Origin of the sequence: Georgenia sp. SUBG003 (assembly GCF_000715355.2) — a bacterium.
In the GTDB taxonomy this organism is placed as follows: Bacteria; Actinomycetota; Actinomycetes; order Actinomycetales; family Actinomycetaceae; genus Georgenia.
On sequence record NZ_CP180204.1, the window covers coordinates 3,801,689 to 3,824,568 of the forward strand.

Below are 22,880 nucleotides of genomic sequence, written 5' to 3' on the forward strand. Positions count from 1 at the left end.
AGCCATTCGACTCTGCTGCGAGGCGCGCGCCGTTACGGCTGCGTCAGCTGGGCCGCAATGATGCAGCCCAGCTGAGCGGAACTGGAGAGGCGTCTCGCAAGGCGATCCCCCACCGCTGGCCGCGCAACTGGTTCGCGACCGCCTCGCGGTGCCGGGTCGCGTCGAGCGTTGCCTCGTGCTTGCGGCGGGCTTCGGCCTCTGTGCGTTCGTGCTCCTGGCCGGCCCGGAAGTTCCTGTACGCGATTCCGGCGGCGATGAGCGCGGCGATCGCGCCGAAGCCGGCCGAGGTGACGAACTCGCCGAGGAACGTCCACGCGTCCACCGCCCAGTCCCACCCTCGCCGGCCGGCCTCCCACAGGCCCGCGAGAGCGAGCACGGCCAGCACGACGACGACGGCGACGACCCACCGGCGGTCGTGTCTTGTTGCGCTCCCGTTCTCCGGCACCCCAGACTCCGTGACGTGCTCACGGTAACGGCCCCTCCGGGCCGGGTATGCGCGCCTCGCCGCGGCTGGGCCCCGGGCACGCCCCGGAGAGCCGCGGGCACCCGCTCGCCCGCGACGTCACGCCCGGGCGGCCGGTGGACGGTTCGTGAGCGGAGGGCTTCGCCGCGGCCGCGCGCCGATGTGGCTGGCAGACCACGCCCGTAGGACCACCATGACCGACCGCGCCGAGATCGCGCTGACCACCCTGGCCGTGCTCGCCGCCCTCGAGGAAGCGTTCCGGGACGTCGTGCAACGCTAACGAACCACTCACTGAACATGGCATGCAGTGGCGCGGCCCTACCCCAGTCGTCGCTACAAAGTCGGCCCGCGCGGCGGCCTGGAACCCGCGCCTCGCCTGGTACGGGTCCCCGTGCCACTGCCGGTTTCAGCTCAAGCAGAGTCGGAAGACCACCTCGATTCAGTCGTCGGTTCCGTCATGTTCCGCGTTCCACTCAGCTCAGCGGCCAGGTCGCGCACCGCGTTCTGACGTGCAACCCGATGTTCCTGCGAGGTGACGACATTTGTCCGTGGGACCGAGGTTTCCAATCGGGGAATGAGGCTGTCGCACAGCACCTTTCGCCCTGCCCTGGCGGTTGCGCGATCCGGCGCGGAACCAGCAGATCAGGCGCCTGACAGCGGTAGCACCTGTGGGATGCTCGCCATTGTGGACGAAGGTTGGATGTTGGCGCGGCTCGTCGCCGGAGACACCAAGCAGGTGCTCGGCATCCGTTCGATGAGCCCCGCAGAAGTCGGAGGCCTCAAGGAGGCGAGCGCGGTCGTGACCACGATGACCGGGCACAACCTGATCGGACCACTCATCAAGAGCACGAATCGCCTTGGCTCCGTGACCACAGGCGCCTTGCAATATAGCGACCGAGCGGCCGACCTAGAATTCCGCGCCGAGTGGAGTATGGCTCTTGATGAGTGGCTGATGCACCTGGCGATGTTCCGACGTCGAACAGAGCGTGAGGTTGGCCTGGCGCTTGGGCAGTCTGCACACGATCACGCTGCGAGCCACTTTCAGAGGCTGTATGACGAGCATCCGGAGTTTCGGGCGTGCTGGGATTGGCGCAATGCCGCTCAGCATCACGTGAACCCTTTGCACATCACACACCTTCACGCGGACGAATCAAATTTCGATGGCCGTACGGAGTGGTCGATTGCCCCTGCAGCCGTAGCGGCGACAGGTTACGGATGGTCCAGGATTGCACGTGACCGGCTTGCGGAAGGACCCTCAGTATGGGAACTCGTCTCCAGTGCAATCGATGCGTGCGAGCGCGTCCTTTTCGCAGTGATCGCACACAACGAAGAGCGCATCGGTAACGCGGCGGACCTCATATTTGGACTATGCCGCGAGGTGATGAACACCATCGATGAACAGCCAGAGGGGCCGGTCACGTTCGCAGCCTTCCAGGCTGAGGCGGACGGCGACAGCCTTGTCGGGCTATCAATACATCCGCTTAGGTACGACCTTGCGAGCCACGCGCTCTTGGCAATCGACAACGCGCGAGAGCACTTCGGTGAACCTCGGAAGTGGACGCCGGCCAAGTCAACACCACCCACGCAATGAATTTACCGTACGTTCGTACGGTCAATCCTGCACATGGTGCACCGAGGAGCAGCGGCGCGCGTACCTGCCCCCGCCACCATGCACAGAACGCGTCCGAGGCCGAGCCGTTGTGGCTTGGCCTGCACCCATTCGCTGGGGCTCCAGGCCGTTGTTCGCCTCCAGCGCCAGGGTCCGCCCCGCCAACCGCTGCACCGTTGCGAGCGGCACCCTGGCCAATGGTTGCCCCGTACTCGACGCTGCTTGGTTTCCGTCTACAACTGGCCGAGGACAGAACCTACTTCGAGGTCGCTCGCGCCTGAGACTGATTATCGAACCACGTGTCGTCCGCCGAGCTGAACCGAAACTCAGGGCGCACGGGGCAACCGACATACGATCCACGTGCTTCCGCCGCGACTCCTCACCAGGTCCACACGCCCTCAGGACCTTCGACCGCATCCAACTTCCTGGATCACGTCACCGGCTCCGGAAGCTGCCAGTACGGTCAGTCCATTCGGGGACCGGAGGAGGATCCGCTTTCGGCGGGCGTGGGCGGCGTCATGCGTGAGTGAGGCGGTCTCGCACTCGCTTCGTGAGCTCCACGTCGTGTGGAAGGCGGCTCAGTTCCACGGGATCAACAAGCGCGCCATGTTTTCGGAGTGTGCTGGCAAGACCGGCCCAGTGCTCCGCGGCCATGTCCTCTTGAGAGTGATTGCCGAACGCCTCGTCTGGTCCGACCACCGTCCGAGCGTCGTCCGCGATGTCCTCGACGGTTGTCTGCTTCCAGAGGTCGGGAGCACCGTGCGCGCTCCAGCCCCGGTCATCGAGCAAGGTCAGGCGCCGACCGTCGTCGAGGACAGCTAGGTGCAACGCAGAAAACGACATCTCGCTGGCGTCGTAGACCGGTTCCCCGTGGACGATGGGGATTGCCGCAGGACCGAAGCCATCCGGCGGAGGGCCATCGATGAAAGGGGCATCGCGGACTTCGGCAGGAACGATGCGGTCGTCGAGGTCAACGACGGTCACCAAGCGAGTGACAGTGGGCATACCGCCGCATTCTCCCACCGCGCCGAGGAACGATTGCTTGGCAAGACGTCGTGCAGCGAGGGCGGAATCCTTAGGTACTCGGCAGTTTCCGCTCACCGCTCCCGTTCCGGGGCGGGCCGCCCTTGCAGCCGAGAGAGGGAAGGGACCTGCTGGTGGAGTCGGGTGCTGCCCGATGCTCGTCCCGGCCGCGTCCCGTAGCCCCGGGCGGGCCTAGCTTCTGGAGGTGCGCCGTGAGCGCGCTGCTTGTCGGATACGCCCGATGCTCCACCGATGAACAGGACCTGACAGCTCAACGCGATGCTCTGCTCGGCTTCGGCGTCGGTGCTGACCGGATATACGTCGATCACGGCCTGACCGGCACCAATCGTGAGCGACCTGGATTGCGCGAGGCGCTCGCCGCTTGTCGGGCGGGCGACACCTTGGTGGTCACCAAGCTCGATCGCCTCGCCAGGTCGCTTCCTGACGCCCGGGCGATCGCCGACGAGCTCACTACCCGTCAGGTCAGCCTGAGTCTGGGCGGGTCGGTCTATGACCCCACCGACGCGGTCGGCAGACTGCTGTTCAATGTGCTCGCCATGGTTGCGGAGTTTGAGTCCGATCTGATCCGGCTACGCACCCGCGAGGGGATGAAGGTGGCCAACGCGTCGAGACCAGAGCCGGCTCTGAGGAGACATCGAGGCGCTGACACCCGTTCACGGCGCCGGCAGTCAAGAGACGACCGCGGCGCAGGAGACCGGCCGTCGGCACGACGGCGACGGTCCAAGCCGGTCTGGTGTCAGGGCGCCGGCTCGCCCGGCTCGAGGCCGGCCTCCTGCGCGGCCCGGCGCGCCCGGTCCAGCACGGACGCGCTCGGGCAGGCCGAGCGCGGCGGCCCTCGACACCGCGCTCGCCCGCGTCCCGGGTGCCCGGATCGTCGTGGTCGACAACTGCTCCGGCGACGACCTCGCGGCCGCGGTGGGCGGTGTGTCCGACCGGCTCGAGCTCGTGCTGCGCGACGTCAACGACGGCTTCGCCGCCGGCTGCCACGCCCGCGCCCGGCGCTCCGCGGCCGCCCCGGCTGCTGTTCGTCAACCCCCGACGCCGTGGTCGACCCCGGCGCGGTCGAGGCGCTGCTCGCCTGCGCGCAGCGGCACCCGGAGGCCGGCATCGTCGGCGGTCGCTGCGTCACCGAGGACGGCGCGACCGACGCCCGGTCCTGGTTCGGCAGGCCGACCCTGTGGTCGGCCCTCTGCTTCGCGTCCGGCCTGTCGAGCCTCGTTCCCGGGTCCCCGCTGCTCGACCCCGAGTCCTCCGACCGCTGGCGCGGCGAGGAGCGGGAGGTCCCCGTGGTCAGCGGGGGGCTGATGCTCGTGGAGCGGCCGGCGTGGGACGCGCTGGACGGGTTCGACCCCGACTTCTTCCTCTACGGCGAGGACGCGGATCTGTGCCTGCGCGCCCGCCGTGCCGGCTGGTCGCCGCGCGTGTGCCCGGAGGCGATGTTCCGGCACCGGGTCGGTGCGTCGTCGGCGGGGTCCAACCGGCTGCCGCTGGTGCTGCGCGGACGCGTCACGACGTACCGCAAGAACCTGCCCCGCCCCTGGGGCCTGCTGGCGGGCGAGCTCCTCGTGGCAGGAACCGGCCTGCGCGCGCTCGGGCGCGCGCCCGGACACCACGGCGCGCCCTCCCGCGCTGCTACGCCGTCGGGTCGAGAGCACGGAACCTGTCACGCCCGGGCGGCTGCGCGACGTGGTGGCGGCCCGCGGCTACCACGTGCGGGTCGAGCCCGACGCGTCGCTCACGGGCCTGTGGGACGGCTACCCGTTCCAGCTGCGCCTCACCGGCGGCTCCCAGGACTACCTCAGCGTCCTGGGCACCTGGGGACGCGCCGTGCCCGAGGAGATGGACAGCGCCGTCGCCCAGGCCGTCAACGACTGGAACCGGGACAAGATCTGGCCGACCGTCTTCACGGTGTCCGACGAGTCCGGCACCACCGTGCGCACGGAGATCCTCGCCGACGTCGGGGCCGGCGCGACGGACCGCCAGCTCGTCGAGCTCGTGGAGGCCGGCCTGTCCGCCGGCGTCCAGTTCTTCCAGGCCCTGGGCGCGTCGATGCCCCCGCCGCACGAGCCGTCGCCCGAGATCTGAGGACGCGCGGCGTCCGGCAGGACCGGGGCCGGGCCGTGCCTCGTCCCGGCCCGCGTGGCGAGGTTCAGCGACGCAGCGTCGGGATCCCCCAGCACGACCGGGCCAGTGCGGGCCTCGGCCTGCGGGCCGGGCGAACAGACGGCCGGGCCGAACAGGAGGGCCCCGGCCTGCGGGCCGGGCGAACAGGCGGCGCGGCGGCCAGGGCACGTGGCCCCCGAAACGCTCGCCAGCGCGTCCGAGCCGGTGGGACAGTGGCCCATGGCACTGCTCGGCGACGCGGCCCGGGAGCTGATCGAGTCCGGCGCGCTCGGGCACCTGGTCACCGTCGACGACGACGGCTCGCCCCAGGTCAGCGTGGTGTGGGTGGGCATCGAGGGCGACGAGCTGGTGACCGCACACCTCATGGCGGGCCAGCGGAAGCTGGCCAACGTCCGGCGGGACCCGCGGGTCGCGCTCTCCTTCGAGGGGACGGGCGCGAACGCCGTCGGGATGCGGGACCACCTCGTCGTCCACGGGCGGGCCCGGATCGTCGAGGGAGGCGCCCCGGAGCTGCTGCACCGCCTCGCCCAGACCTACGTCGGCCCCGGGACGACCTTCCCGCCGATGCCCGACCCGCCGCCCGGCTTCGTCCTGCACATCACCGTGACCCGGGTCGGCGGGATGGGGCCCTGGCAGCGGTGACGGCCGACGATCTGCGGTGACGGCCCGCCCGGGCGGCGCGCCGCGAGGGCTCAGCGGGGCGTGGCGCCCGCCCGCGCGCTCGCCGCCGTCGTGGCCGCGGACGCGGCGGTGACGACGGGACCGGCCTGCTCCTGCTGCTCGTCGGGGCGCCTGACCTCGAGGTTGAACAGGTACTGGACCGACTCCTCCTTGATGGCCTCGTTCATGGCCTGGAAGAGCTGGTAGCCCTCGCGCTGGTACTCGACGAGCGGGTCGCGCTGCGCCATGGCACGCAGCCCGATGCCCTCCTTGAGGTAGTCCATCTCATAGAGGTGCTCGCGCCACTTGCGGTCGAGCACCGAGAGCACCACGCGACGCTCGAGCTGGCGCATGACCTCCTCACCGAGCTCGGACTCGCGCGCCTCGTAGGCGAGGCGGATGTCGGACTGCAGCTCCTCCACCAGCATCTCCGCCGTGACGCGGGTGGCGTTGCCGGCCTCGGCGACGATGTCGTCGGGGGGTGATGGAGACCGGATAGGTGTTCCTCAGCTCGGTCCACAGCGCGTCGAGGTCCCAGTTCTCCGGGGCACCCTCGGAGGTGTACTCGGCCACGAGGTTCGCCACGACGTCGGCCATGAAGCTCTTGACCTGGTCCTCGAGGTCCTCGCCCTCGAGCACGCGACGTCGCTCCTCGTACACCACGGTGCGCTGGCGGGAGAGGACGTCGTCGTACTTCAGGACGTTCTTGCGGATCTCGAAGTTGCGGGCCTCGATCTGCCCCTGGGCGCTCTGGATCCCCTTGGAGACGAACTTGTGCTCCAGCGGCATGTCGTCGGGGTAGGACGCGGAGTCCATCACTCGCATGGCCAGGCCGGAGTTGAACAGGCGCATGAGGTCGTCCTCGAGGGAGAGGTAGAACCGGGACTCCCCCGGGTCGCCCTGACGGCCGGAGCGGCCGCGCAGCTGGTTGTCGATGCGGCGTGACTCGTGCCGCTCCGTGCCGAGCACGTACAGCCCGCCGAGCTCGACGACCTCGTTGTGCTCCGCCGCCACGGCGTCCTTGGCCGCGGCCAGGGCCTCCGGCCACGCCGCCTCGTACTCCTCCGGCGTCTCCGCCGGGTCGAGCCCGCGCTCCTTCAGCCGCGCGATCGCGATGAACTCGGCGTTGCCGCCCAGCATGATGTCGGTGCCGCGGCCGGCCATGTTGGTGGCCACCGTGACCGCGCCCTTGCGCCCGGCCATGGCGACGACGGCGGCCTCCCGCTCGTGCTGCTTGGCGTTGAGGACCTGGTGGCGCACGCCCTTCTTCTTGAGCAGCGCCGAGACCACCTCGGACTTCTCCACGCTCGTCGTCCCGACCAGGACGGGCTGGCCCTTCTCGTGCCGCTCGGCGATGTCCTCGACGATGGCGGCGTACTTCTGCTTGACACCCTTGTAGATGTAGTCCGACTGGTCGATGCGCTGCATCGGCTTGTTCGTCGGGATCGGCACGACGCCGATCTTGTACGTGCTCGCGAACTCGGCCGCCTCGGTCTCGGCGGTGCCGGTCATGCCGGAGAGCTTGTCGTAGAGCCGGAAGTAGTTCTGCAGGGTGATCGTGGCGAGGGTCTGGTTCTCGGCCTTGATGGTCACCCCCTCCTTGGCCTCGATCGCCTGGTGCATGCCCTCGTTGTAGCGGCGGCCCGCGAGCACCCGGCCCGTGTGCTCGTCGACGATGAGCACCTCGCCGTTCTTGACGATGTAGTCCTTGTCGCGCTTGAACAGCTCCTTGGCCTTCACGGCGTTGTTGAGGAAGCCGATGAGCGGGGTGTTGAGGGACTCGTAGAGGTTCTCGATGCCGAGGTAGTCCTCGACCTTCTCGATCCCGGGCTCCAGCACGCCGACGGTGCGCTTCTTCTCGTCGACCTCGTAGTCCTCCTCGCGCGTGAGGCGGGTGACGAGGCGGGCGAACTCGGCGTACCACTTGTTGGCGTCCCCGGAGGCTGGGCCGGAGATGATCAGCGGCGTCCGGGCCTCGTCGATGAGGATCGAGTCGACCTCGTCGACGATGGCGAAGTGGTGGCCGCGCTGGACCAGCTCCTCGACCGACCACGCCATGTTGTCGCGCAGGTAGTCGAAGCCGAACTCGTTGTTGGTGCCGTAGGTGATGTCGGCGGCGTACTGCCTGCGGCGCTCGTCGGGCGACTGGCCGGACAGCACCGTCCCGGACGTCATGCCGAGGAAGCGGTACACGCGTCCCATGAGGTCGCTCTGGTAGCCGGCGAGGTAGTCGTTGACCGTGACGACGTGGACGCCCTTGCCGGTCAGCGCGTTGAGGTAGCTAGGCAGCGTGGCCACCAGCGTCTTGCCCTCACCGGTCTTCATCTCGGCGATGTTGCCCAGGTGCAGCGCGGCACCACCCATGACCTGGACCGTGTAGTGACGCTGCCCGAGCGTGCGGACGGACGCCTCCCGCACGGTGGCGAAGGCCTCGGGAAGCAGGTCGTCGAGGGACTCGCCGTCGGCGAGACGCGCCTTGAAGCGGTCCGTCTCCTCGCGCAGCTCCGCGTCGGTGAGCGCGGAGAAGGAGTCCTCCAGCGCGTCCACCTGGGCCGCCATGGCGGTGAGCTTCTTGAGGACGCGGCCCTCGCCCATCCGAAGGATCTTGTCGAGGATCGCAGGCACGCAGCACTCCTGATCGTTCGTCTCCGCCGCGACGTCCGCCACGGCGGGGCCGCCCCACGGCAGGGCGCACCCGTCACCATGGTAGGCGCAGGCGGCGCGGGCTCGCGCGCACCTTGTGGACGCCGCCCGCGGGAAACCCCGGGGGTGCCCGCGGGCCGCGCACATGCGGACGCCGCCCCGGGAACCCGGGGCCTGCGGGCGGCCCGTCACCCCGCAGTCCGCCGGGCCAGCCACCCGGCCAGGTCGCCACCGGCGTCCGGGTCCACGACGACGTCGCCGAGCCCCAGCCACTCGGCGGCCGCCGTGAGCTCGGCCGCCAGGGCCCCAGGCGCTGCGCGACGCCGCCGGCTGAGCGCCCGTCCCCGTCGCGGTGGCCGGGTCCCGGCTCTGCCGCTTCAATGGCCGCATGGTGCGCTACCTCGAGATACACCCCCAGGACCCCCAGCCCCGGCTCGTCGCGCAGGCCGTCGAGGTGATCCGCCGGGGCGGCCTGATCGCCTACCCGACCGACTCCGGGTACGCCGTCGGCTGCGCGCTCGGGAACACGGACGGTCTGGACCGGATCAAGGCGCTGCGCCGCCTGGACGACAAGCACCACTTCACCCTCGTGTGCCGGGACTTCGCCCAGCTCGGCCAGTTCGTCATCGTCGACAACACGGTCTTCCGGCAGATCAAGGCGGCGACGCCCGGTCCGTACACGTTCATCCTGCGCGGGACGCAGGAGGTGCCCAGGCGCCTGCTCCACCCCAGGAAGCACACGGTAGGGGTCCGGATCCCGGACCACCGGACCACCCAGGCGCTGCTGGCGGAGCTCGGCGAGCCGCTGCTGTCGAGCACCCTGATCATGCCGGGCCGGGACGCCCCGATGACCGAGGGCTGGATGGTCAAGGACGAGCTCGAGGGGCTGCTCGACGTCATCGTCGACTCCGACGTGGACTCGGCCGCGCCCACGACGGTGGTGGACCTGACCACCGGGGCGCCGGAGGTGCTGCGCGTCGGCGCCGGCGACCCGTCCCGCTTCCAGTGACACCCCGCGGGACGGGCGGGGAACGAAGAGGGGCGTGCGCGGTCAGGCGACGACCACGCCCGGCCGGACGAGCTCCAGCACCTGCGCGGCGGCACGGTCGGCCCCGGCGAGGAGCGGCGACGGGATCCCGGGCGTCGCTCCGATCGCGGAGCCGGGCTGCACGTCGCCGGCCGGGATGCCGAGGGCGACGACGCGCTCGTCCATTTTCCCCGTGGCGTCCAGCAGGAGGTACCTGTCCGCCGTGACGTCCAGCGTGCGGGTCGCGACGGCGGTGCCGTCGGCCGCCCGGCGGGTGTGCAGCCGGGCGCGGCCGGTGTCGAGCAGGCGGCGCAGCAGCGGGTCCTCGGTGTCGTCCACGGGGCGTCAGCGGGGCCCGGGCCGGGCGCACGGACGCTCCGGCCCGGCCCCCTGCGGGACCGGGCCGGAGCCGGTGACGGAAGTCCCGGCGACTCACGCCGTCGGGAAGCCCGCCGGTGTCACTGGGCGGGGACGACCTTGACGTCGACCGTGGCCTGGACGTCCTCGTGCAGACGCACGTGGACCTTGTGCTCGCCGATCGCCTTGATCGGGGCCGGGACCTCGATCTTGCGGCGGTCGAGCTGCGGGCCGCCGGCGGCCTTGACGGCCTCGGCGATGTCCGAGGTGGTCACGGCGCCGAAGAGGCGGCCGTTCTCCCCGGCGCGGACGGCGACGGTGACCGGCGCGGCCTGCAGGCGGTCGCGGACGTCGCGGGCCTCCTCGATCGTGTGGATCGCGCGAGCCTTGCGTGCGGCCTGGATCTGGTCGACCTGCTTCTGGCCGCCCTTGGTCCACCGGGTGGCCAGGCCACGCGGGACGAGGTAGTTGCGGGCGTACCCGTCCTTGACCTCGACCACGTCGCCAGCGGTACCGAGACCGGAGACCTCGTGGGTCAGGATCAGCTTTGCCATGATGTGCCTCCCTTGCCTCAGCGAGCCGAGCTCGAGTACGGCAGCAGGGCCATCTCGCGGGCGTTCTTGACGGCCTTGGCGATGAGTCGCTGCTCCTGGACGGACACGCCGGTCACGCGACGGGCGCGGATCTTGCCGCGGTCGGAGATGAACTTCCGAAGCAGCGCGGTGTCCTTGTAGTCGACGTTCTCGATCTTGGCCGACTTGAGCGGGTTGGCCTTCTTCTTGGGCTTGCGAAGAACGGGCTTCGCCATAGTTGATGCTCCTCGATGTATCGCGGGCGGGGGCGCCGTGCGCCACTCCCGAAGGTCTGACTTAGAAGGGGGGCTCGTCGTTGAACGCGCTCGAGCCGCCCGTGGCCCAGGGGTCGTCGGCCTGGCCGCCGCCGGGAGCGTTGTAGCCGCCACCCTGCTGGCCGCCGCCGTACCCGCCGCCCTGCTGGACGCCGGCCCCGGCGTAGCCGCCCTGGCCACCTCCGTAGCCGCCCTGACCGCCGGAGCCGCCGCCGAAGCCGCCGCCACCGCGCTGCGACCGCGTGACCTTGGCCGTGGCGTAACGCATGGAAGGACCGACCTCGTCGACCTGCATCTCCACGACCGTGCGCTTCTCGCCCTCACGGGTCTCGAAGGACCGCTGCACGAGCCGTCCCTGCACGATCACGCGGGTGCCCTTGGTCAGCGACTCGGCGACGTTCTCCGCGGCCTCGCGCCAGATCGAGCAGCGCATGAACAGGGTCTCCCCGTCCTTCCACTCGTTGGCCTGGCGGTCGAAGGTGCGCGGCGTGGACGCCACGGTGAAGCTGGCCACGGCCGCCCCCGACGGGGTGAAACGCAGCTCGGGGTCCGCCGTCAGGTTCCCGACGACGGTGATGACGGTCTCGCCTGCCATGCGTGTGCTCCCTGGGTCAGAAGGGGCTCACCGAGCGAGTGCTCAGTGAGCGTCCGGGCGGATGAGCTTGGTGCGCAGGACGGCCTCGTTCAGGCCGAGCTGGCGGTCGAGCTCCTGGGCGACGTCCGGCGTCGTGGTCATGTTGACCACGGCGTAGATGCCCTCGGAACGCTTCTTGATGTCGTAGGCAAGGCGACGCTTGCCCCAGATGTCGACGTTGTCGACGGTGCCGCCGGTCTTGACGACCGCGAGCAGCTTGTCGAGCGACGGGGCGACCGTACGCTCGTCGACCTCCGGGTCGAGGATAATCATCAGTTCGTACTGGCGCATGCTTGGTACCCACCTCCTCTGGACTAGGCGGTCACGGTCTCTCCGTGACAGGAGGGTTGATGCGTGCTTCGGTCCCGCACGCCAGCACGGGTGCGCGGGCGTTGGGGACCAACGGACAACCTTACCGTAGCGGCGCCGCCGGGCGGACCGCGAACCTCGTCACACCCCTGTGGGGCGGCGTCACGCCTGTGGACGACGGCGCAGCGGGACTTCGCCCGGACCCAAGCCCTGCGGGCCCCGTCGACCTGTACCTCCAGGCGAGCGCGCGACTGAGGCTCCCCGGCGCGACCGGACGCTCCGACACGGCAACCCGCTCCGCCGCCTCGGACCCGAGGCAACCCGACAACCCGGCGGCGGGTGCAGACGCGACAACGGTGAGGATTTGATGCCTCATGGGCATCGAATCCTCACCGTTGTCGGGCGCAGGCCGTGCGGCACCGTCGGGCGGCACGAGCACCGTCAGGCGGGGCGTGCTCGGGCCGTGCGGGCACTGGCGGGCGGCGCGGGCACCTCCCTGCGCGAACCGCCAGGGGCCGCCAGGGTCAGCTGTTGGTGCCGGTCAAGCTCTCCCACCAGCGCGCGGCGGCGTCGTTGTCGCCGCCGTTGCCGGGAGGTTCCGGAGCGCCCGGCTGGTCCTCGCCGGGCGGCTCCTCCTCCGCGGGCGGCTCCTCGTCCGCGGGCGGCTCCTCGGCCGGCGGCTCCTCCTCGGCGGGCGGCTCCTCCGTCGTCGGCTCCGGCGAATCGCGCCCGCCGGCCGGGGGACCACTGCCGCACCGGACCCGGCAGCCGTGGCCGCCGGGCGGGCGGCACGAGCGCCACCAGCACCACCACCCCGGCGACGGCGACCATCACGCACCGGAAGACGCCATGCAGCGGAGAGGTGTCGTGCGAGGGCCACAGGGCCAAGGTGATCAAGAGTTCCGGCCATGTGAGGACGACAGACTCACCCACAACAGAGCATGAAAAAGTGGCGGGCCCCAGCATCGCCGGGATCCCGCCACTCTCTGCTGTGCGCGAGGGGGGAGTTGAACCCCCACGCCCTTTCGGGCACACGGACCTGAACCGTGCGCGTCTGCCTATTCCGCCACTCGCGCTCGCTCGGACAGCGAACGCGCCTTCACGAACCTCGACGGCCTGGGCGTCCCCCTCGTGCCCGGTGGTGCCGGCGCGGGCGACCGGGTCCAGGCGCGCTGCGCGGACCCGGACGCCGACGCCGCGTCCCGGATCTCGTTCTCCTCCGGCTCGGTCTCCGCCGAGCCGGGCGCCGACGTCGTCGTCTGCTTCCCGGTGGACGACGAGGGCGCGGGGGCCTACGCCGTCTGGTCCGACGGGCGGCGGACGGTGCGCTACCTCGCCGACCCGCGGCTGATGACCAACGAGTACCTGTCCGAGGACGGCAACGCGGCCCTGACGCTGCGGATGCTCGGCCACCACGAGGACCTGGTCTGGTACCTGCCCTCCGCCCTCGACACCGGCACCGCCGTCGAGGAGCCGGTCCCCGCGGTCCCCACGCCGGTGCCGAATGACCCTGTGGATGCTCCTGGCGGCCGCCGTCGTCCTCGCTCTCGGGCAGGCGCGCGGACTGGGGCGGGTGGTCACCGAGGTCATGCCGGTCGTGGTGCGCTCGGCCGAGACGACCCGCGGGCGGGGCCGGCTCTACCGGCGCTCCGCCGCCCAGGGCCACGCCGCCGCGGCGCTCCGGGCGGGAGCGGCGAACCGGATGGCCCGTGCGCTGGGCGTGCCCCGCTCGGCCGACGCCGCCGCCCTGACCGACGCCGTCGCCCGGGCCACCGGCCGGGAGGCCGGGGACGTCTCCGACCTCCTCTACGGCCCGTCCCCCTCCGACGACGGCGGCCTGCTCGCCCTGTCCACCATGCTCGACGCCCTGGAAAGCGAGGTTCACCGATCGTGACCCACCCCCCCGTACGCGTCGGCAACGCGCTCGCGCTCGACCCCGGCCGGCCGGGCCTCGGACACGCGCGGGCGCAAGCCGCTGCTCGTCGCCGGGCTGCTCGTCAACGGCGTGCTCACGGCGGCGCTCGCCCTCACGACCGATCTCGTCCCCATGCTGGTGGTGTCGGTGCTGGCCGGCGTGGGGGCGGGCATGCTCAACCCCGCCCAGCAGGCGACGGTCGCCGACGTCGTGGGCAGCGGACGCACGGCCGGACCGGTGCTCGCCACCTTCCAGATGTCCAGCGACGCCGGCCAGATCCTGGGGCCGGTTCTCGCCGGACTCCTCGTCGACCACGCCGGCTACGGCGCAGCGTTCGCCCTCACCGGCGCCATCACGGTGCTCGCCGCCCTCGTCTGGACGCGGGCCCCGGAGACGCTGGTGGCGCACCGGGCCCGCTGACCCGCCGGGTACTCATGCGCCGGCGGACCCGCCGGCTCACCTCCTGCGCGCCCCCGGTCAGGTGGAGCGCTCGTCCACGTAGCGCTGCACCACCGAGCTGTCGAGGTCGCCCAGGCCCCGCTCGGTGATCGCCTCGTAGACGCGCTGCAGCACGGGCAGCTGCTCGACCGCGGTGCCCGTGCTCGCCGCCTCGGCCGCGGCGAAGGCGAGGTCCTTGGGCCGCGGCGAAGGCGAGGTCCTTGGGCCGCGGCGACGACGAGCTGGTTGCACGCCTTGGCCACCTGGCCGGCGCCGACCGGCCCGAGGTGCACGGCGGTGCCGAGCAGCTCGAGCCACGGGAGGGCCCGGGCGAGGCCGGCGACCAGTCCGTCGTCGCCCTCGAGTACGGCGGCGAGCTCGGGCAGGTCCGGCAGCACCGTGACGACGACGTCGCAGCGCGCCGCGACCTCGCGCGGCGTGCCTCCCCCGCCCAGTCTCCGCCGCGCCTCGACGGGTGCGTCGCAGCCTACGGCCGAGGTCAGACCATCGTGGTGCCGAAGGCCAGGCCGAGGACGTACGTGACCGCGGCGGCGCCGTAGCCGATGGCGAGCTGGCGCAGGGCGCGCCGCAGCGGCGGGGCGCCGGAGAGGACGTCCAGGGGGTAGATGCGCCGGCTGTCGGCACGATCCACCGTGACCGGGGCCCAGTCGAGCGCCGTGACGGCGGCCGGCCCGTCGGCGGCGACCCGGACCGTCGCCGTGGTCATGATCCCGGTGGCCGTCTCCATGGTGCAGCACGCCTCGTCCTGGTTGGAGAGGAAGTTCCCCATCGAGTAGACGACCCACATGCCCTCGCCCGGGGCCCCCGGCAGGCGGTCGATCGGCTGCGGCACGGTGCGAGTGGCTGCTGAGGACGTCGACCTGGCCGCCGCGGGCAAGCTCGGCGGCGATCCGGAGCTGCTCGTCGACGGGGGAGTGGGTGTACTCGACGCCCCAGTGGACGTTGGCGACGACGACGTCGGCGCCCGCCTCGCGCGCGGCGCCGCGTTCGTCTCCGCGCCGATCGCGCGGCGCCTGCTCCCGACGGCGGGGCTCGCCCTGGTGCCCGCCGCGCTCGTCGGGGTCGCGCTCGTCGTCGGGGCGGACCTCGTGGGCCAGCACCTGCTCGGCCTGCAGGTGCCCGTCGCATCGTCACCGGGGTCCTCGGGGCCCCGTACCTGCTGTGGCTCCTGGCCACGGCCAACCGGGAAGGACGCGGCGCATGAGCGGACGCAGACCCGAGCACGGAGCACGCGGCACCGCGGCCCCGGGGCGCAGCGCCGGGCGCGAGGGACGCGACGGGCGCAGGCCCGAGCACGAGCTTCGGGCGGAGTCGCTCTGCCTGGCCTACGACGGCGACCTCGTCGTCCGCGACCTCGACCTGGACGTCCCCGCCGGCCGGATCACCGCGATCGTCGGTGCCAACGGGTGCGGGAAGTCGACCCTGCTGCGCGGTCTCTCGCGCCTGCTGCGCCCGCGCTCGGGCGCCGTCGTCCTCGACGGTCGTGCCGTGCAGGACCGTCCCGCCAAGGAGGTGGCGCGCACCATCGGCATCCTGCCGCAGTCCGCGACCGCCCCGGAGGGCATCACGGTGGCCGACCTCGTCGGCCGCGGCCGGTACCCGCACCAGGGCTGGTTCCGTCAGTGGACGTCCCAGGACGACGCCGTCGTCCGCTCCGCGCTCGAGGCGACCGAGACCCTCGACCTGGCCGCGCGACGGGTCGAGGAGCTCTCCGGCGGCCAGCGTCAGCGCGTGTGGATCGCGATGGCGCTCGCCCAGGACCCGGACATCCTGCTCCTCGACGAGCCGACGACGTTCCTCGACGTCACGCACCAGGTCGACGTCCTCGACCTGCTCCACGAGCAGAACCGGGAGCGCGGCACGACCGTGGTGATGGTCCTGCACGACCTCAACATGGCGGCCCGCTACGCCGACCACCTCGTGGTCATGGCCGGCGGACGGGTCGTGGCGACGGGAGCGCCGGCCGAGGTGCTCACCCGTGAGCTCGTGCTCCAGGCCTTCGGCCTGGAGGCGAGAATCCTGGCCGACCCGGTGTGCGGCTCGCCCATGGTCGTCCCGATCGGGCGCTTCCACGGCAGGTCCGGCGGTGCCGCGGCCCTGCCAGGCGAAGCCACGGGCCGGGGCGTGACGGGCCCGGTCGACGACGGCCGGGCCGGTGCCGCGAGTGGCCCGGGCGCCGTCGTCCGCCCTCCCTCGGATCTGCCGATGGCGACCGGCTGACGCGTCCACGACCATCCTCCGGCGGCGGGCCCGGTGGACCCGTGACGGGCGAAGCCGCCCGGGCGGACGCGCTGCGGTGGGTGCGCCTGTTCGGCCTCACCCTCGTGGTCGCGCTCGGGCTCGGCCTGGTCGCCCTGCCCTGGCCGTGGCTGCTGCTGCCCGGGCTCCTGTGCCTCGCGGCCCTGACCGTGGGGATCGTCGCACTCGTGAAGGTGCGCGCCGCGAAGGTGCGCGGGTCCGTGACGCCGGTGCTCGTCGTCGGGCTGATCCTGGCGGCGTTCATGAGCCTGGCCGCGTCCGGGCAGGTGGTGCTCTGGCGCGAGTACGGCGCCTACTCGGAGTGCATGGCGGGGGCGATCACGCAGCAGGCGAAGGACTCCTGCGTCGCGCAGCTGGAACGCTCGCTCGACGACCGGATGCGGCAGGTGCTCGAGAGGACGCGGCAGGGGTAGCCCTCCCGCTCAGCCCCGGCCCGGCCGGCGCCAGTCGGAGAGCGACAGCCCCGACCAGCCCCCGGGACGGGCCGACGGCGCACCCTCCGGGGCATCGGGCAGGTCTCTCGCCGGGGTCGTCCGGCGTCTCGGCGGAGGTGACCGCGTGCCAGCGGCCGGCGGGGCGCCGTGGCCGAGCATCAGGGCCGCCCGCGGCGAGGCGGGCACCGAGAGGTGCGCGCGAGCGGGGCCGTGCGGGGTCGGCAGCTCGACGACGTCTGCTGTCTCTCTCATCGCTCTCCGTTCACCGGGTCCCGTCACCGCTCGGGAGGTGGTGCAGGGCGTGAGGCTACCCGAGGCTACGGCGGCCACCGGTGAGGTGGCGGCCACCGGTGAGGTGGCCCGCCCGGATGCTGCGCGGGCGCGCCGCCGACCCCGCCGCGCAACTAGGCTGCCCGGCGTGACGAACCTCGGTGTGGCAGTGATCGGCGCCTCCGGGCGCATGGGACGCGCGGTCTGCGAGGCCGTCGACGGCGCGGCGGACCTGGACCTGGTGGCCCGGCTCGGGGAGGACGACGACGTCGCGGCCCTGGAGGCCTCGGGCGCGAGCGTCGGCGTCGACTTCACCGTGCCCTCCGCCACGGAGGGCAACGTCCACGACCTCCTCGACGCCGGCCTCCACGCCGTCGTCGGCACCACCGGCTGGACGGACGAGTCGCTGGGCCGGGTCCGCCAGCACCTCGACCGCGTCAACGCCGGCCGGGAGCAGGGCCTCGGCGTGCTGATCGCCCCGAACTTCGCCCTCTCGGCCGTCCTGGCCATGACGTTCGCCCAGCGGGCCGCCCGCTTCTTCGAGTCGGTGGAGGTGGTCGAGCTGCACCACCCGGACAAGGTCGACGCGCCCTCCGGCACGGCGCTGACCACCGCGCGCCACATCGCGGCCGCCCGGGCCGAGGCCGGGCTCGGGGCCGTGCCGGACGCCACCGAGAAGCAGGTCGACGGTGCCCGCGGCGCCGTGGTCGACGGCGTGCACGTGCACGCGGTGCGGCTGCGCGGACTCGTGGCCCACGAGGAGATCCTGCTGGGCAACCCCGGCGAGCAGCTGACCATCCGCACGGACTCGTTCGACCGCTCGAGCTTCATGCCCGGCGTGCTGCTCGCGGTGCGCGAGGTGGTCCGCCGGCCGGGGCTCACCCTCGGTCTCGACCAGGTGCTCGACCTGGGCTGACGCACCCGGGTCGTGCCGGGCCCGGAGCCGCCCGGGCGGGCGAGGCGCCGGGCTACAGCTCGGCGTACCAGCAGATCTCGACGACCTCCTCGCCGCCCACGTCCAGCGAGCGGCGCAGGCCGGCCGGGGCGAACCCCGCCTGGCTCAGGAACCTCGTCCGGGACTCGTCGGCCTGCACCGTCCACACCTGCACCCGGGTGGCGCCCTGCTCGCGGAGCAGGTCCGCGGAGCAGGGGGCGCCGGTCGCGGCGGAGCAGGGGACCCCGGTCACGGCGGAACCGGGCACTCCGGTCGCGGCGGCTCCTTCCGCCCCCGGCCGCGGGCCGGTGTGGCGACGGCGCACCGCGTGGGTCGCGGCGGCGAGCTTCCTCGCCGGCGTCGGCGGCACCGTGCTGGCCCTCAACCTCACCGAGAGCGAGCCGCAGGGCCCCGTGGTGGCCAGCGCAGCGCTCGACCCTCTTCCGGGCCGGGACGCGACCGGTACGGCGTCCGTGCACGAGGCGGACGGCCGCCGGGTCCTCGACCTCCGGCTCGACGACGCGGGGCCGACGGGCTTCCTGGAGGTCTGGCTCCTGGACGCGGACGCCCAGCGGCTCGTGAGCCTGGGCGTGCTCACCGGCGCCTCGGGCACCTTCGAGCTCCCCGCGGACCTGGACCTGACGGAGTACCCGGTGGTCGACGTCTCGGACGAGCCCTACGACGGCGACCCCGCGCACAGCGGCGACAGCATCGTCCGGGGCCGGCTGGCCTGAGGGGTGTCGTGACGGCGGCCGCCGGAGCGAGGGGCGGGTGGCCCGGGGCACCGCTCCGCCCCGGGTCGGGGGTTCCGCCCCGCTCAGGGCTCCCGCACGGGCGGGCCGGGGACCAGCGGCCGTGCTGGGCCGGCGGGCCGGGCTGCTCTCCGGCGGGCAGCGCCAGCAGCTGGCGATCGCCCGGGCCCTGATCACCGGCCCGCGGGTGCTGGTCCTCGACGAGCCGACGGAGGGCATCCAGCCGTCCGTCGTCGCCGAGATCGAGGCCGCGATCCTCGAGCTCGCCGCCACGGAGATGGCGGTGCTGCTCGTCGAGCAGCACGTGGCTTCGCCGTGTCGGCCGCGCGGACGTACGCCGTGCTCGCCGCCGGCCGGGTCGTCGAGACGGGCGACGGCGGAACGGCCGCGGCCGGGGCGGGTGCGGGCCGCGATGGCCATCTGAGCCGCGCGCGCAGCGGCGGCAGGGTCTGCGGGCCGTGGGCGGCGCCGCTCTACAGGACGGCCGCGGCCGAGTAGAAGAGGACCGAGAGCAGCATCGCCGCGACCACCACGGCCGCCAGGACGCGGTGCCACACGGGTCGCCGGTGCCGCTGCGGGAGGTCCTCGCCGGCGTCACGCAGCTCGCGCGGCAGCCCGTTCACAGCCGCACCGTCCCGCTCACGCCGGTGACGGCGTCGCCCGCCACCCAGATCCGGCCGTCCTCCTCGCTCACGTGCACGCGGCCGGCCCGGCCCTGCACCGTGCCCTGAGCCGCCACGTAGGACGCGGGGGCGATCCCGGTGTCGCGCAGCCAGCGGGCGAGGCCCGCGTTGAGGCTGCCGGTGACCGGGTCCTCGGCGCCGGTCCCCATGACGGCACGCACCTCGAAGGTGGGCCGGTCGTCCTCGCCGGGTGCGCCGTCGTCGGCGGGGTGCGGTCCGACCACGCCGACGAAGAGGTCGCCGAGCTCGGCGTGCCGCGGGCGGAGGGCGAGCACGACGTCGGCCGTGGCCACGCGGACCGCGAGCCACTCGGGGCCGTTGACGAGCCACGAGGCGTCGAGCACGTCGTCGGGGGTCAGGCCGAGGCCACGGGTGGCGCGGCCCAGCTCCTCCGGCGACGGAGGCTCGTACCTGGTGAGCCCGGGGCCGGCGAACGCCCACCGGCCGTCCGACTGACGCAGCGGCACCAGGCCCTGGGCGCACTCCTGCACCAGCCGGCCCGGCGTGCGCGGGGTTCCGCCCGCCTCGAGCCAGGCGTGCGCGGAGCCGATCGTGGGGTGCCCGGCGAACGGCAGCTCACCCTCGGTGGTGAAGATCCGGACCCGGTAGTCGGCCTCGTCGGTGGTGGGCGGGAGCAGGAACGTCGTCTCGGAGAGGTTGGTCCACGTGGCGAAGCGCTGCATGTCCTCGTCGGAGAGGCCGTCGCCGTCGACCACCACCGCCACCGGGTTGCCGGCGAAGGGCACGGGGGGAGAAGACGTCGACCTGGGAGAAGCGGCGTTCGTTCACGCGCCCCACGGTAGCGGCCACGCCGCCCGCCGCGGGCGAGAGGCATCCGCCGGCGGGGGCCGCCCGGGCGTCCCGAGAGGGCGCCGGCGCGGCTAGCCCGCACGCGGTCAGAGCGGATGCGTCGAGCGCCCCGCCACGAAGGTCGCGGCGACCGGCATCGACCGCAGGTGCGTGGCCACCCCCGCCGACGGCACGACGTCGCCGCCGGCCGGGCCGGAGGCACCCGGCTCCCGGGCGTGCTCGTGCGGCCCTGCCAGCGGGTCGGCGTCGAGGAGGACGACGTCGCCCCCGTGCCCCCCGGGCGCAGCGTGCCCACGCCGTCGGTCGAGGACGCCAGCGCCTCCGCAACGGTGAGCTGCTGCTCGGGGTGCCAGGGCGCGCGGTCGTCGCCGCTGCGGTGCACGGCCGCGGCCATCGCGAGCCACGGGTCCAGCCGCGCCACCGGGGCGTCGGAGCCGAACGCGAGGCGTGCGCCGGCGTCGACCAGGGAGCGCAGCGGGAAGCTCCGCCCGCCGCTGCCCGGCCAGGACCGCTCGGAGACGTCCCGGTCGTCGAGCAGGTGCGCCGGCTGCACGCTGGCCACCACGCCGAGCCGGGCGAACCGGGCGGGCTGGTCCGGGGCGAGCAGCTGCGCGTGCTCGACGACCCGCCGGCGGCCCCCTGGGTGTTCGGCGTCAACGCGGTCTCGATCGCCGTCGTCCCGCTCCTCCTCTCGGCGGCCGTCGCCGGGCACGACCTCGCGTACGCCACCCTGCTGATCGCGCTGACCTTCGGCGCGGGGCTGGCGGTGCAGCCCCTCGCCCGGCGCCTGGACGACCCGGGCAGGGCCCGCGCGCTGCTCGTCGCGCTCGCCGTGGTGGTGCTGGGGCTGGTCCTGACGACGCTGACGGCGCTGAGCCTCAGCCCCTGGCTGGGCATGGTCGGCTCGGTGGTGCTCGGCGCCTCCTACGGGCTCAACATCGTCTCGGGCCTGCAGGAGGTGCAGCGCATCGCCGGTCCCGGCGACCTCGGCGCTCTGACCGGGGTCTTCTACTCGCTCGGCTACCTCGGTTTCCTCGCGCCCACGGTGATGGCCGCGCTGGCGGGATGGTTCGACTACGTCGCGATGCTGGCCGCCCTCACGCTGCTCGCCGCGCTGTGCCTCGCCGTCGTCGCCAGGAACTCCCGCCGCGGGCGGCCGCAGGCCCGCTGACCGGGCTCTCAGGCGTCGTGCCAGCGCACGACGACGTCGGCGCGCCCGCGCGGCGGCGCTGTCGGAGGCGGCGCGGTCCGCGTCCGTGGGCGTGCCGTCGGTGGCGGCGCGGGCGGCGCCGGGCGAGAAGCCGAGGAACAGCTGCTTGCCGTGGGCCTCGGTGGCGGTGAGCACGTGATCGTCGAGGAGGGCGGCCCCGGCGGCGAACCGGCCCTGGGGCGAGGCGACGGAGAGCCGGCGGCCGCCGAAGAGCTCCAGGAAGGCGTGAGCGAGCCGGTGGACGGTGTGGCCCTCAGGCACGCGGACCTGCCACGGGCGCCCTCCACCGCGACGGCGCGTCCCAGAGGGCACGCTCGAGGTCGACGCGGACGGGGACGAGCGGCGTCAGGGGGGTGCCCTCGTCGCGGTAGTGCTCCAGCGCACGCTCGCGGAGCTGCCGGGGCAGGGTGCCGTCGGCGCGGACCACGCGCCACCACGGCACCTCGGCGCCGAAGGCGGCCATGACGGATCCCACATGGCGCGGGTGCCCGTGCCCCGTGACGGCACGGACGGCCTCGGCGACGAGGCCGTACGTGGTCACCGCCCCGCGCGGCACCTGGTCGGCGACGTCGAGCACGAGCTCCGCGAGCTCCGTCCGGTCCTGGTTCACCCCCGTATCATCGCAAGCACGATGACCGCGCACACCACCGACGTCCCCGAGCCCACCGCCCACTCCTCCCGGTGCGAGCACTGCGACGACTCCGTCCCGCACGAGCACCTCGACGTCAGGGCGCTGGTGGAGTCCTCCCGGGCCCGGGCGCGTGCGCGGGCGGTCCGGATGGCGTCGATCGCGGCCGTGGCGCTGGTCGTGACGGTGCTCCTGGCCTCCGTCGTCGAAGGCCCCGCCCACGCACTGGCCGCCGCGGGACTGACCGCCGTGGGCTGGCTCGTCGTGACCGTCCTGGCGCTCGTCGTGGCGGGTGCCGCGCGCCGTCGGACGTCCGCCGCACGTGCGTGGTGACCGCTGCGCTCGCCTCCGCGGCCCTGACCCCGCCCGCGGCCCTCGCGGTCGCCCTGCTCGCCGGCAGCTGGACCGGTGCGCTCGTGGCCGGGGCCACGTGGCTCGCCGCCGGGGCCGGCGCAGCGCTGGCGCGCGCCCGGACCTGGCGGGCCGTGCTCCTCACGCCCGGCGAGGCCGGCGAGAACGCCCGCGCCCGTGCGGTGGCCGAGCGCGGCGCCGACAGTCCCGGTGAGCTGCGCCGGTGGCTCGTCCAGGGTCTCCTCGTGGCCGCCGCCGTGGTGCTGCTGGCGGCGGTGCCGGCGACCGTCGTCGTCCTCGTGCCCCTCGCCGTCGTCCTCGCCGCGCGCACCGCCACCGTGACCCGCTGACCCGGAAAAACCCTCGTCAGCGCCGGGGCATCCCTGTCACGCTGGCCCGATGACTGACTCCGTGGCCGCGACGGTCACCTCCCCCGGCGACGCCCCCGTGACCTCCGC

At 73.2% G+C, this 22,880-nt stretch carries 31 protein-coding genes, 1 tRNA gene and 6 pseudogenes; 18 read left to right on the forward strand and 20 right to left on the reverse strand.

Features of this window, described 5'->3' with window-relative positions:
- Nucleotides 1-43: 43 nt before the first annotated feature.
- Nucleotides 44-445, reverse strand: a complete 402-nt coding sequence (locus DA06_RS20075; RefSeq protein WP_043503689.1) for a hypothetical protein — start codon at nt 443-445, stop codon at nt 44-46.
- A gap of 145 nt (nt 446-590) precedes the next feature.
- On the opposite strand from DA06_RS20075, the gene DA06_RS20080 reads away from it, so the two are divergent.
- Nucleotides 591-743, forward strand: a complete 153-nt coding sequence (locus tag DA06_RS20080; protein WP_418605850.1) for a hypothetical protein — start codon at nt 591-593, stop codon at nt 741-743.
- A gap of 393 nt (nt 744-1,136) precedes the next feature.
- Nucleotides 1,137-2,054 (forward strand): hypothetical protein, encoded by a 918-nt coding sequence (locus DA06_RS20085; protein ID WP_418605852.1) that lies wholly within the window; start codon nt 1,137-1,139, stop codon nt 2,052-2,054.
- 534 nt (nt 2,055-2,588) lie between these two features.
- On the opposite strand, the gene DA06_RS20090 is transcribed toward DA06_RS20085, so the two are convergent.
- Nucleotides 2,589-3,056 (reverse strand): hypothetical protein, encoded by a 468-nt coding sequence (locus DA06_RS20090; protein ID WP_418605853.1) that lies wholly within the window; start codon nt 3,054-3,056, stop codon nt 2,589-2,591.
- 251 nt (nt 3,057-3,307) lie between these two features.
- Between DA06_RS20090 and DA06_RS20095 the strand changes: the two are divergent.
- From DA06_RS20095 to DA06_RS20110, 4 genes and pseudogenes are all read left to right on the forward strand, one after another.
- Nucleotides 3,308-3,721 (forward strand): annotated as a pseudogene (locus tag DA06_RS20095) (recombinase family protein); the annotation flags it as partial.
- Nucleotides 3,704-4,528: pseudogene (locus DA06_RS20100) on the forward strand (hypothetical protein); the annotation flags it as partial. The pseudogenes DA06_RS20095 and DA06_RS20100, both read left to right, overlap by 18 nt.
- Before the next feature lie 43 nt (nt 4,529-4,571).
- Nucleotides 4,572-5,201, forward strand: coding sequence for a YbjN domain-containing protein (locus DA06_RS20105; RefSeq protein WP_418605854.1), 630 nt, complete (start codon nt 4,572-4,574; stop codon nt 5,199-5,201).
- A 258-nt stretch (nt 5,202-5,459) separates the two neighbouring features.
- A complete protein-coding gene (locus DA06_RS20110) occupies nt 5,460-5,882 on the forward strand; it encodes a PPOX class F420-dependent oxidoreductase (RefSeq protein ID WP_043503705.1) in 423 nt (140 codons plus the stop codon).
- A 50-nt stretch (nt 5,883-5,932) separates the two neighbouring features.
- On the opposite strand, the gene DA06_RS20115 is transcribed toward DA06_RS20110, so the two are convergent.
- Both DA06_RS20115 and secA read right to left on the reverse strand, forming a co-directional pair.
- Nucleotides 5,933-6,322 carry a hypothetical protein gene (locus DA06_RS20115; protein ID WP_418605855.1) on the reverse strand — a complete coding sequence of 130 codons (390 nt, stop codon included), beginning with the start codon at nt 6,320-6,322 and terminating at the stop codon, nt 5,933-5,935.
- Nucleotides 6,261-8,933 (reverse strand): preprotein translocase subunit SecA, encoded by a 2,673-nt coding sequence (gene secA / locus DA06_RS20120; protein WP_418605856.1) that lies wholly within the window; start codon nt 8,931-8,933, stop codon nt 6,261-6,263. Before secA ends, DA06_RS20115 begins: the two co-directional genes overlap by 62 nt.
- Here secA and DA06_RS20125 point away from each other — a divergent pair.
- Nucleotides 8,932-9,552: an L-threonylcarbamoyladenylate synthase gene (locus DA06_RS20125; protein WP_043503709.1), complete on the forward strand. Its 621-nt coding sequence runs from the start codon at nt 8,932-8,934 to the stop codon at nt 9,550-9,552. The two genes, secA and DA06_RS20125, sit on opposite strands and share 2 nt — an antisense overlap.
- Before the next feature lie 42 nt (nt 9,553-9,594).
- On the opposite strand, the gene DA06_RS20130 is transcribed toward DA06_RS20125, so the two are convergent.
- The 7 genes from DA06_RS20130 to DA06_RS20160 form a co-directional block, all read right to left on the reverse strand.
- On the reverse strand, nt 9,595-9,909 hold the full coding sequence (locus tag DA06_RS20130) for a hypothetical protein (RefSeq protein ID WP_043503711.1): 315 nt from the start codon (nt 9,907-9,909) through the stop codon (nt 9,595-9,597).
- A 119-nt stretch (nt 9,910-10,028) separates the two neighbouring features.
- A complete protein-coding gene (gene rplI / locus DA06_RS20135) occupies nt 10,029-10,481 on the reverse strand; it encodes a 50S ribosomal protein L9 (protein ID WP_043503715.1) in 453 nt (150 codons plus the stop codon).
- 17 nt (nt 10,482-10,498) lie between these two features.
- Nucleotides 10,499-10,735: a 30S ribosomal protein S18 gene (gene rpsR / locus DA06_RS20140; protein WP_043503716.1), complete on the reverse strand. Its 237-nt coding sequence runs from the start codon at nt 10,733-10,735 to the stop codon at nt 10,499-10,501.
- A gap of 61 nt (nt 10,736-10,796) precedes the next feature.
- Nucleotides 10,797-11,369 (reverse strand): single-stranded DNA-binding protein, encoded by a 573-nt coding sequence (locus DA06_RS20145; RefSeq protein ID WP_043503718.1) that lies wholly within the window; start codon nt 11,367-11,369, stop codon nt 10,797-10,799.
- Between the two features lie 42 nt (nt 11,370-11,411).
- Complete coding sequence (rpsF, locus tag DA06_RS20150; protein ID WP_043503720.1) at nt 11,412-11,699, reverse strand: 30S ribosomal protein S6; 288 nt, start codon at nt 11,697-11,699, stop codon at nt 11,412-11,414.
- 459 nt (nt 11,700-12,158) lie between these two features.
- Nucleotides 12,159-12,605, reverse strand: a complete 447-nt coding sequence (locus tag DA06_RS20155) for a hypothetical protein (RefSeq protein ID WP_418605858.1) — start codon at nt 12,603-12,605, stop codon at nt 12,159-12,161.
- A gap of 104 nt (nt 12,606-12,709) precedes the next feature.
- Nucleotides 12,710-12,793, reverse strand: a tRNA-Leu gene (locus tag DA06_RS20160).
- 37 nt (nt 12,794-12,830) lie between these two features.
- Here DA06_RS20160 and DA06_RS20165 point away from each other — a divergent pair.
- The 3 genes and pseudogenes from DA06_RS20165 to DA06_RS20175 form a co-directional block, all read left to right on the forward strand.
- Nucleotides 12,831-13,112 (forward strand): annotated as a pseudogene (locus DA06_RS20165) (DUF4350 domain-containing protein); the annotation flags it as partial.
- 109 nt (nt 13,113-13,221) lie between these two features.
- Nucleotides 13,222-13,611, forward strand: a complete 390-nt coding sequence (locus DA06_RS20170; RefSeq protein ID WP_052437022.1) for a hypothetical protein — start codon at nt 13,222-13,224, stop codon at nt 13,609-13,611.
- A 96-nt stretch (nt 13,612-13,707) separates the two neighbouring features.
- A complete protein-coding gene (locus tag DA06_RS20175; RefSeq protein ID WP_418608119.1) occupies nt 13,708-14,052 on the forward strand; it encodes an MFS transporter in 345 nt (114 codons plus the stop codon).
- Nucleotides 14,053-14,569: 517 nt separating this feature from the next.
- On the opposite strand, the pseudogene DA06_RS20180 reads toward DA06_RS20175, so the two are convergent.
- A pseudogene (locus DA06_RS20180) lies at nt 14,570-14,683 on the reverse strand (rubrerythrin family protein); the annotation flags it as partial.
- A 298-nt stretch (nt 14,684-14,981) separates the two neighbouring features.
- A pseudogene (locus DA06_RS20185) lies at nt 14,982-15,191 on the reverse strand (hypothetical protein); the annotation flags it as partial.
- 100 nt (nt 15,192-15,291) lie between these two features.
- Here DA06_RS20185 and DA06_RS20190 point away from each other — a divergent pair.
- Both DA06_RS20190 and DA06_RS20195 read left to right on the forward strand, forming a co-directional pair.
- Complete coding sequence (locus tag DA06_RS20190) at nt 15,292-16,311, forward strand: ABC transporter ATP-binding protein (protein WP_418605859.1); 1,020 nt, start codon at nt 15,292-15,294, stop codon at nt 16,309-16,311.
- A 41-nt stretch (nt 16,312-16,352) separates the two neighbouring features.
- Nucleotides 16,353-16,763: a hypothetical protein gene (locus tag DA06_RS20195; RefSeq protein ID WP_043503738.1), complete on the forward strand. Its 411-nt coding sequence runs from the start codon at nt 16,353-16,355 to the stop codon at nt 16,761-16,763.
- A 9-nt stretch (nt 16,764-16,772) separates the two neighbouring features.
- Here DA06_RS20195 and DA06_RS20200 read toward each other — a convergent pair whose 3' ends face one another.
- A complete protein-coding gene (locus tag DA06_RS20200) occupies nt 16,773-17,036 on the reverse strand; it encodes a hypothetical protein (RefSeq protein WP_418605861.1) in 264 nt (87 codons plus the stop codon).
- 166 nt (nt 17,037-17,202) lie between these two features.
- Between DA06_RS20200 and dapB the strand changes: the two genes are divergently transcribed.
- Nucleotides 17,203-17,970, forward strand: a complete 768-nt coding sequence (dapB, locus tag DA06_RS20205; RefSeq protein WP_043503742.1) for a 4-hydroxy-tetrahydrodipicolinate reductase — start codon at nt 17,203-17,205, stop codon at nt 17,968-17,970.
- 52 nt (nt 17,971-18,022) lie between these two features.
- On the opposite strand, the gene DA06_RS20210 is transcribed toward dapB, so the two are convergent.
- Complete coding sequence (locus tag DA06_RS20210) at nt 18,023-18,241, reverse strand: hypothetical protein (RefSeq protein ID WP_418605862.1); 219 nt, start codon at nt 18,239-18,241, stop codon at nt 18,023-18,025.
- 55 nt (nt 18,242-18,296) lie between these two features.
- Between DA06_RS20210 and DA06_RS20215 the strand changes: the two genes are divergently transcribed.
- On the forward strand, nt 18,297-18,722 hold the full coding sequence (locus DA06_RS20215; protein ID WP_418605863.1) for an anti-sigma factor domain-containing protein: 426 nt from the start codon (nt 18,297-18,299) through the stop codon (nt 18,720-18,722).
- Between the two features lie 121 nt (nt 18,723-18,843).
- Nucleotides 18,844-19,164, forward strand: coding sequence for an ATP-binding cassette domain-containing protein (locus DA06_RS20220; protein ID WP_418605864.1), 321 nt, complete (start codon nt 18,844-18,846; stop codon nt 19,162-19,164).
- 49 nt (nt 19,165-19,213) lie between these two features.
- On the opposite strand, the gene DA06_RS20225 is transcribed toward DA06_RS20220, so the two are convergent.
- The 4 genes and pseudogenes from DA06_RS20225 to DA06_RS20240 all read right to left on the reverse strand — a co-directional run.
- On the reverse strand, nt 19,214-19,363 hold the full coding sequence (locus DA06_RS20225; protein WP_418605865.1) for a hypothetical protein: 150 nt from the start codon (nt 19,361-19,363) through the stop codon (nt 19,214-19,216).
- Entirely contained in the window at nt 19,360-20,169 is an 810-nt protein-coding gene (locus DA06_RS20230) for a PhzF family phenazine biosynthesis protein (protein WP_052437024.1), read from the reverse strand. Before DA06_RS20230 ends, DA06_RS20225 begins: the two co-directional genes overlap by 4 nt.
- A 150-nt stretch (nt 20,170-20,319) precedes the next feature.
- Complete coding sequence (locus tag DA06_RS20235) at nt 20,320-20,637, reverse strand: hypothetical protein (RefSeq protein WP_418605867.1); 318 nt, start codon at nt 20,635-20,637, stop codon at nt 20,320-20,322.
- Nucleotides 20,589-20,840, reverse strand: a pseudogene (locus DA06_RS20240) (amidohydrolase family protein); the annotation flags it as partial. The gene DA06_RS20235 and the pseudogene DA06_RS20240, both read right to left, overlap by 49 nt.
- Between DA06_RS20240 and DA06_RS20245 the strand changes: the two are divergent.
- Nucleotides 20,772-21,404: a hypothetical protein gene (locus tag DA06_RS20245; RefSeq protein ID WP_418605868.1), complete on the forward strand. Its 633-nt coding sequence runs from the start codon at nt 20,772-20,774 to the stop codon at nt 21,402-21,404. The pseudogene DA06_RS20240 and the gene DA06_RS20245 sit on opposite strands and share 69 nt — an antisense overlap.
- 292 nt (nt 21,405-21,696) lie before the next feature.
- Here the strand turns inward: DA06_RS20245 and DA06_RS20250 are convergent, their stop codons facing one another.
- A complete protein-coding gene (locus DA06_RS20250) occupies nt 21,697-22,053 on the reverse strand; it encodes an MGMT family protein (protein ID WP_043503766.1) in 357 nt (118 codons plus the stop codon).
- A gap of 21 nt (nt 22,054-22,074) precedes the next feature.
- Here DA06_RS20250 and DA06_RS20255 point away from each other — a divergent pair, with 21 nt between their 5' ends.
- Nucleotides 22,075-22,404 carry a hypothetical protein gene (locus tag DA06_RS20255; RefSeq protein ID WP_043503767.1) on the forward strand — a complete coding sequence of 110 codons (330 nt, stop codon included), beginning with the start codon at nt 22,075-22,077 and terminating at the stop codon, nt 22,402-22,404.
- Nucleotides 22,401-22,772, forward strand: a complete 372-nt coding sequence (locus tag DA06_RS20260) for a hypothetical protein (RefSeq protein WP_418605870.1) — start codon at nt 22,401-22,403, stop codon at nt 22,770-22,772. The genes DA06_RS20255 and DA06_RS20260 overlap by 4 nt, the downstream gene beginning before the upstream one ends.
- The last annotated feature ends 108 nt before the right edge of the window (nt 22,773-22,880 follow it).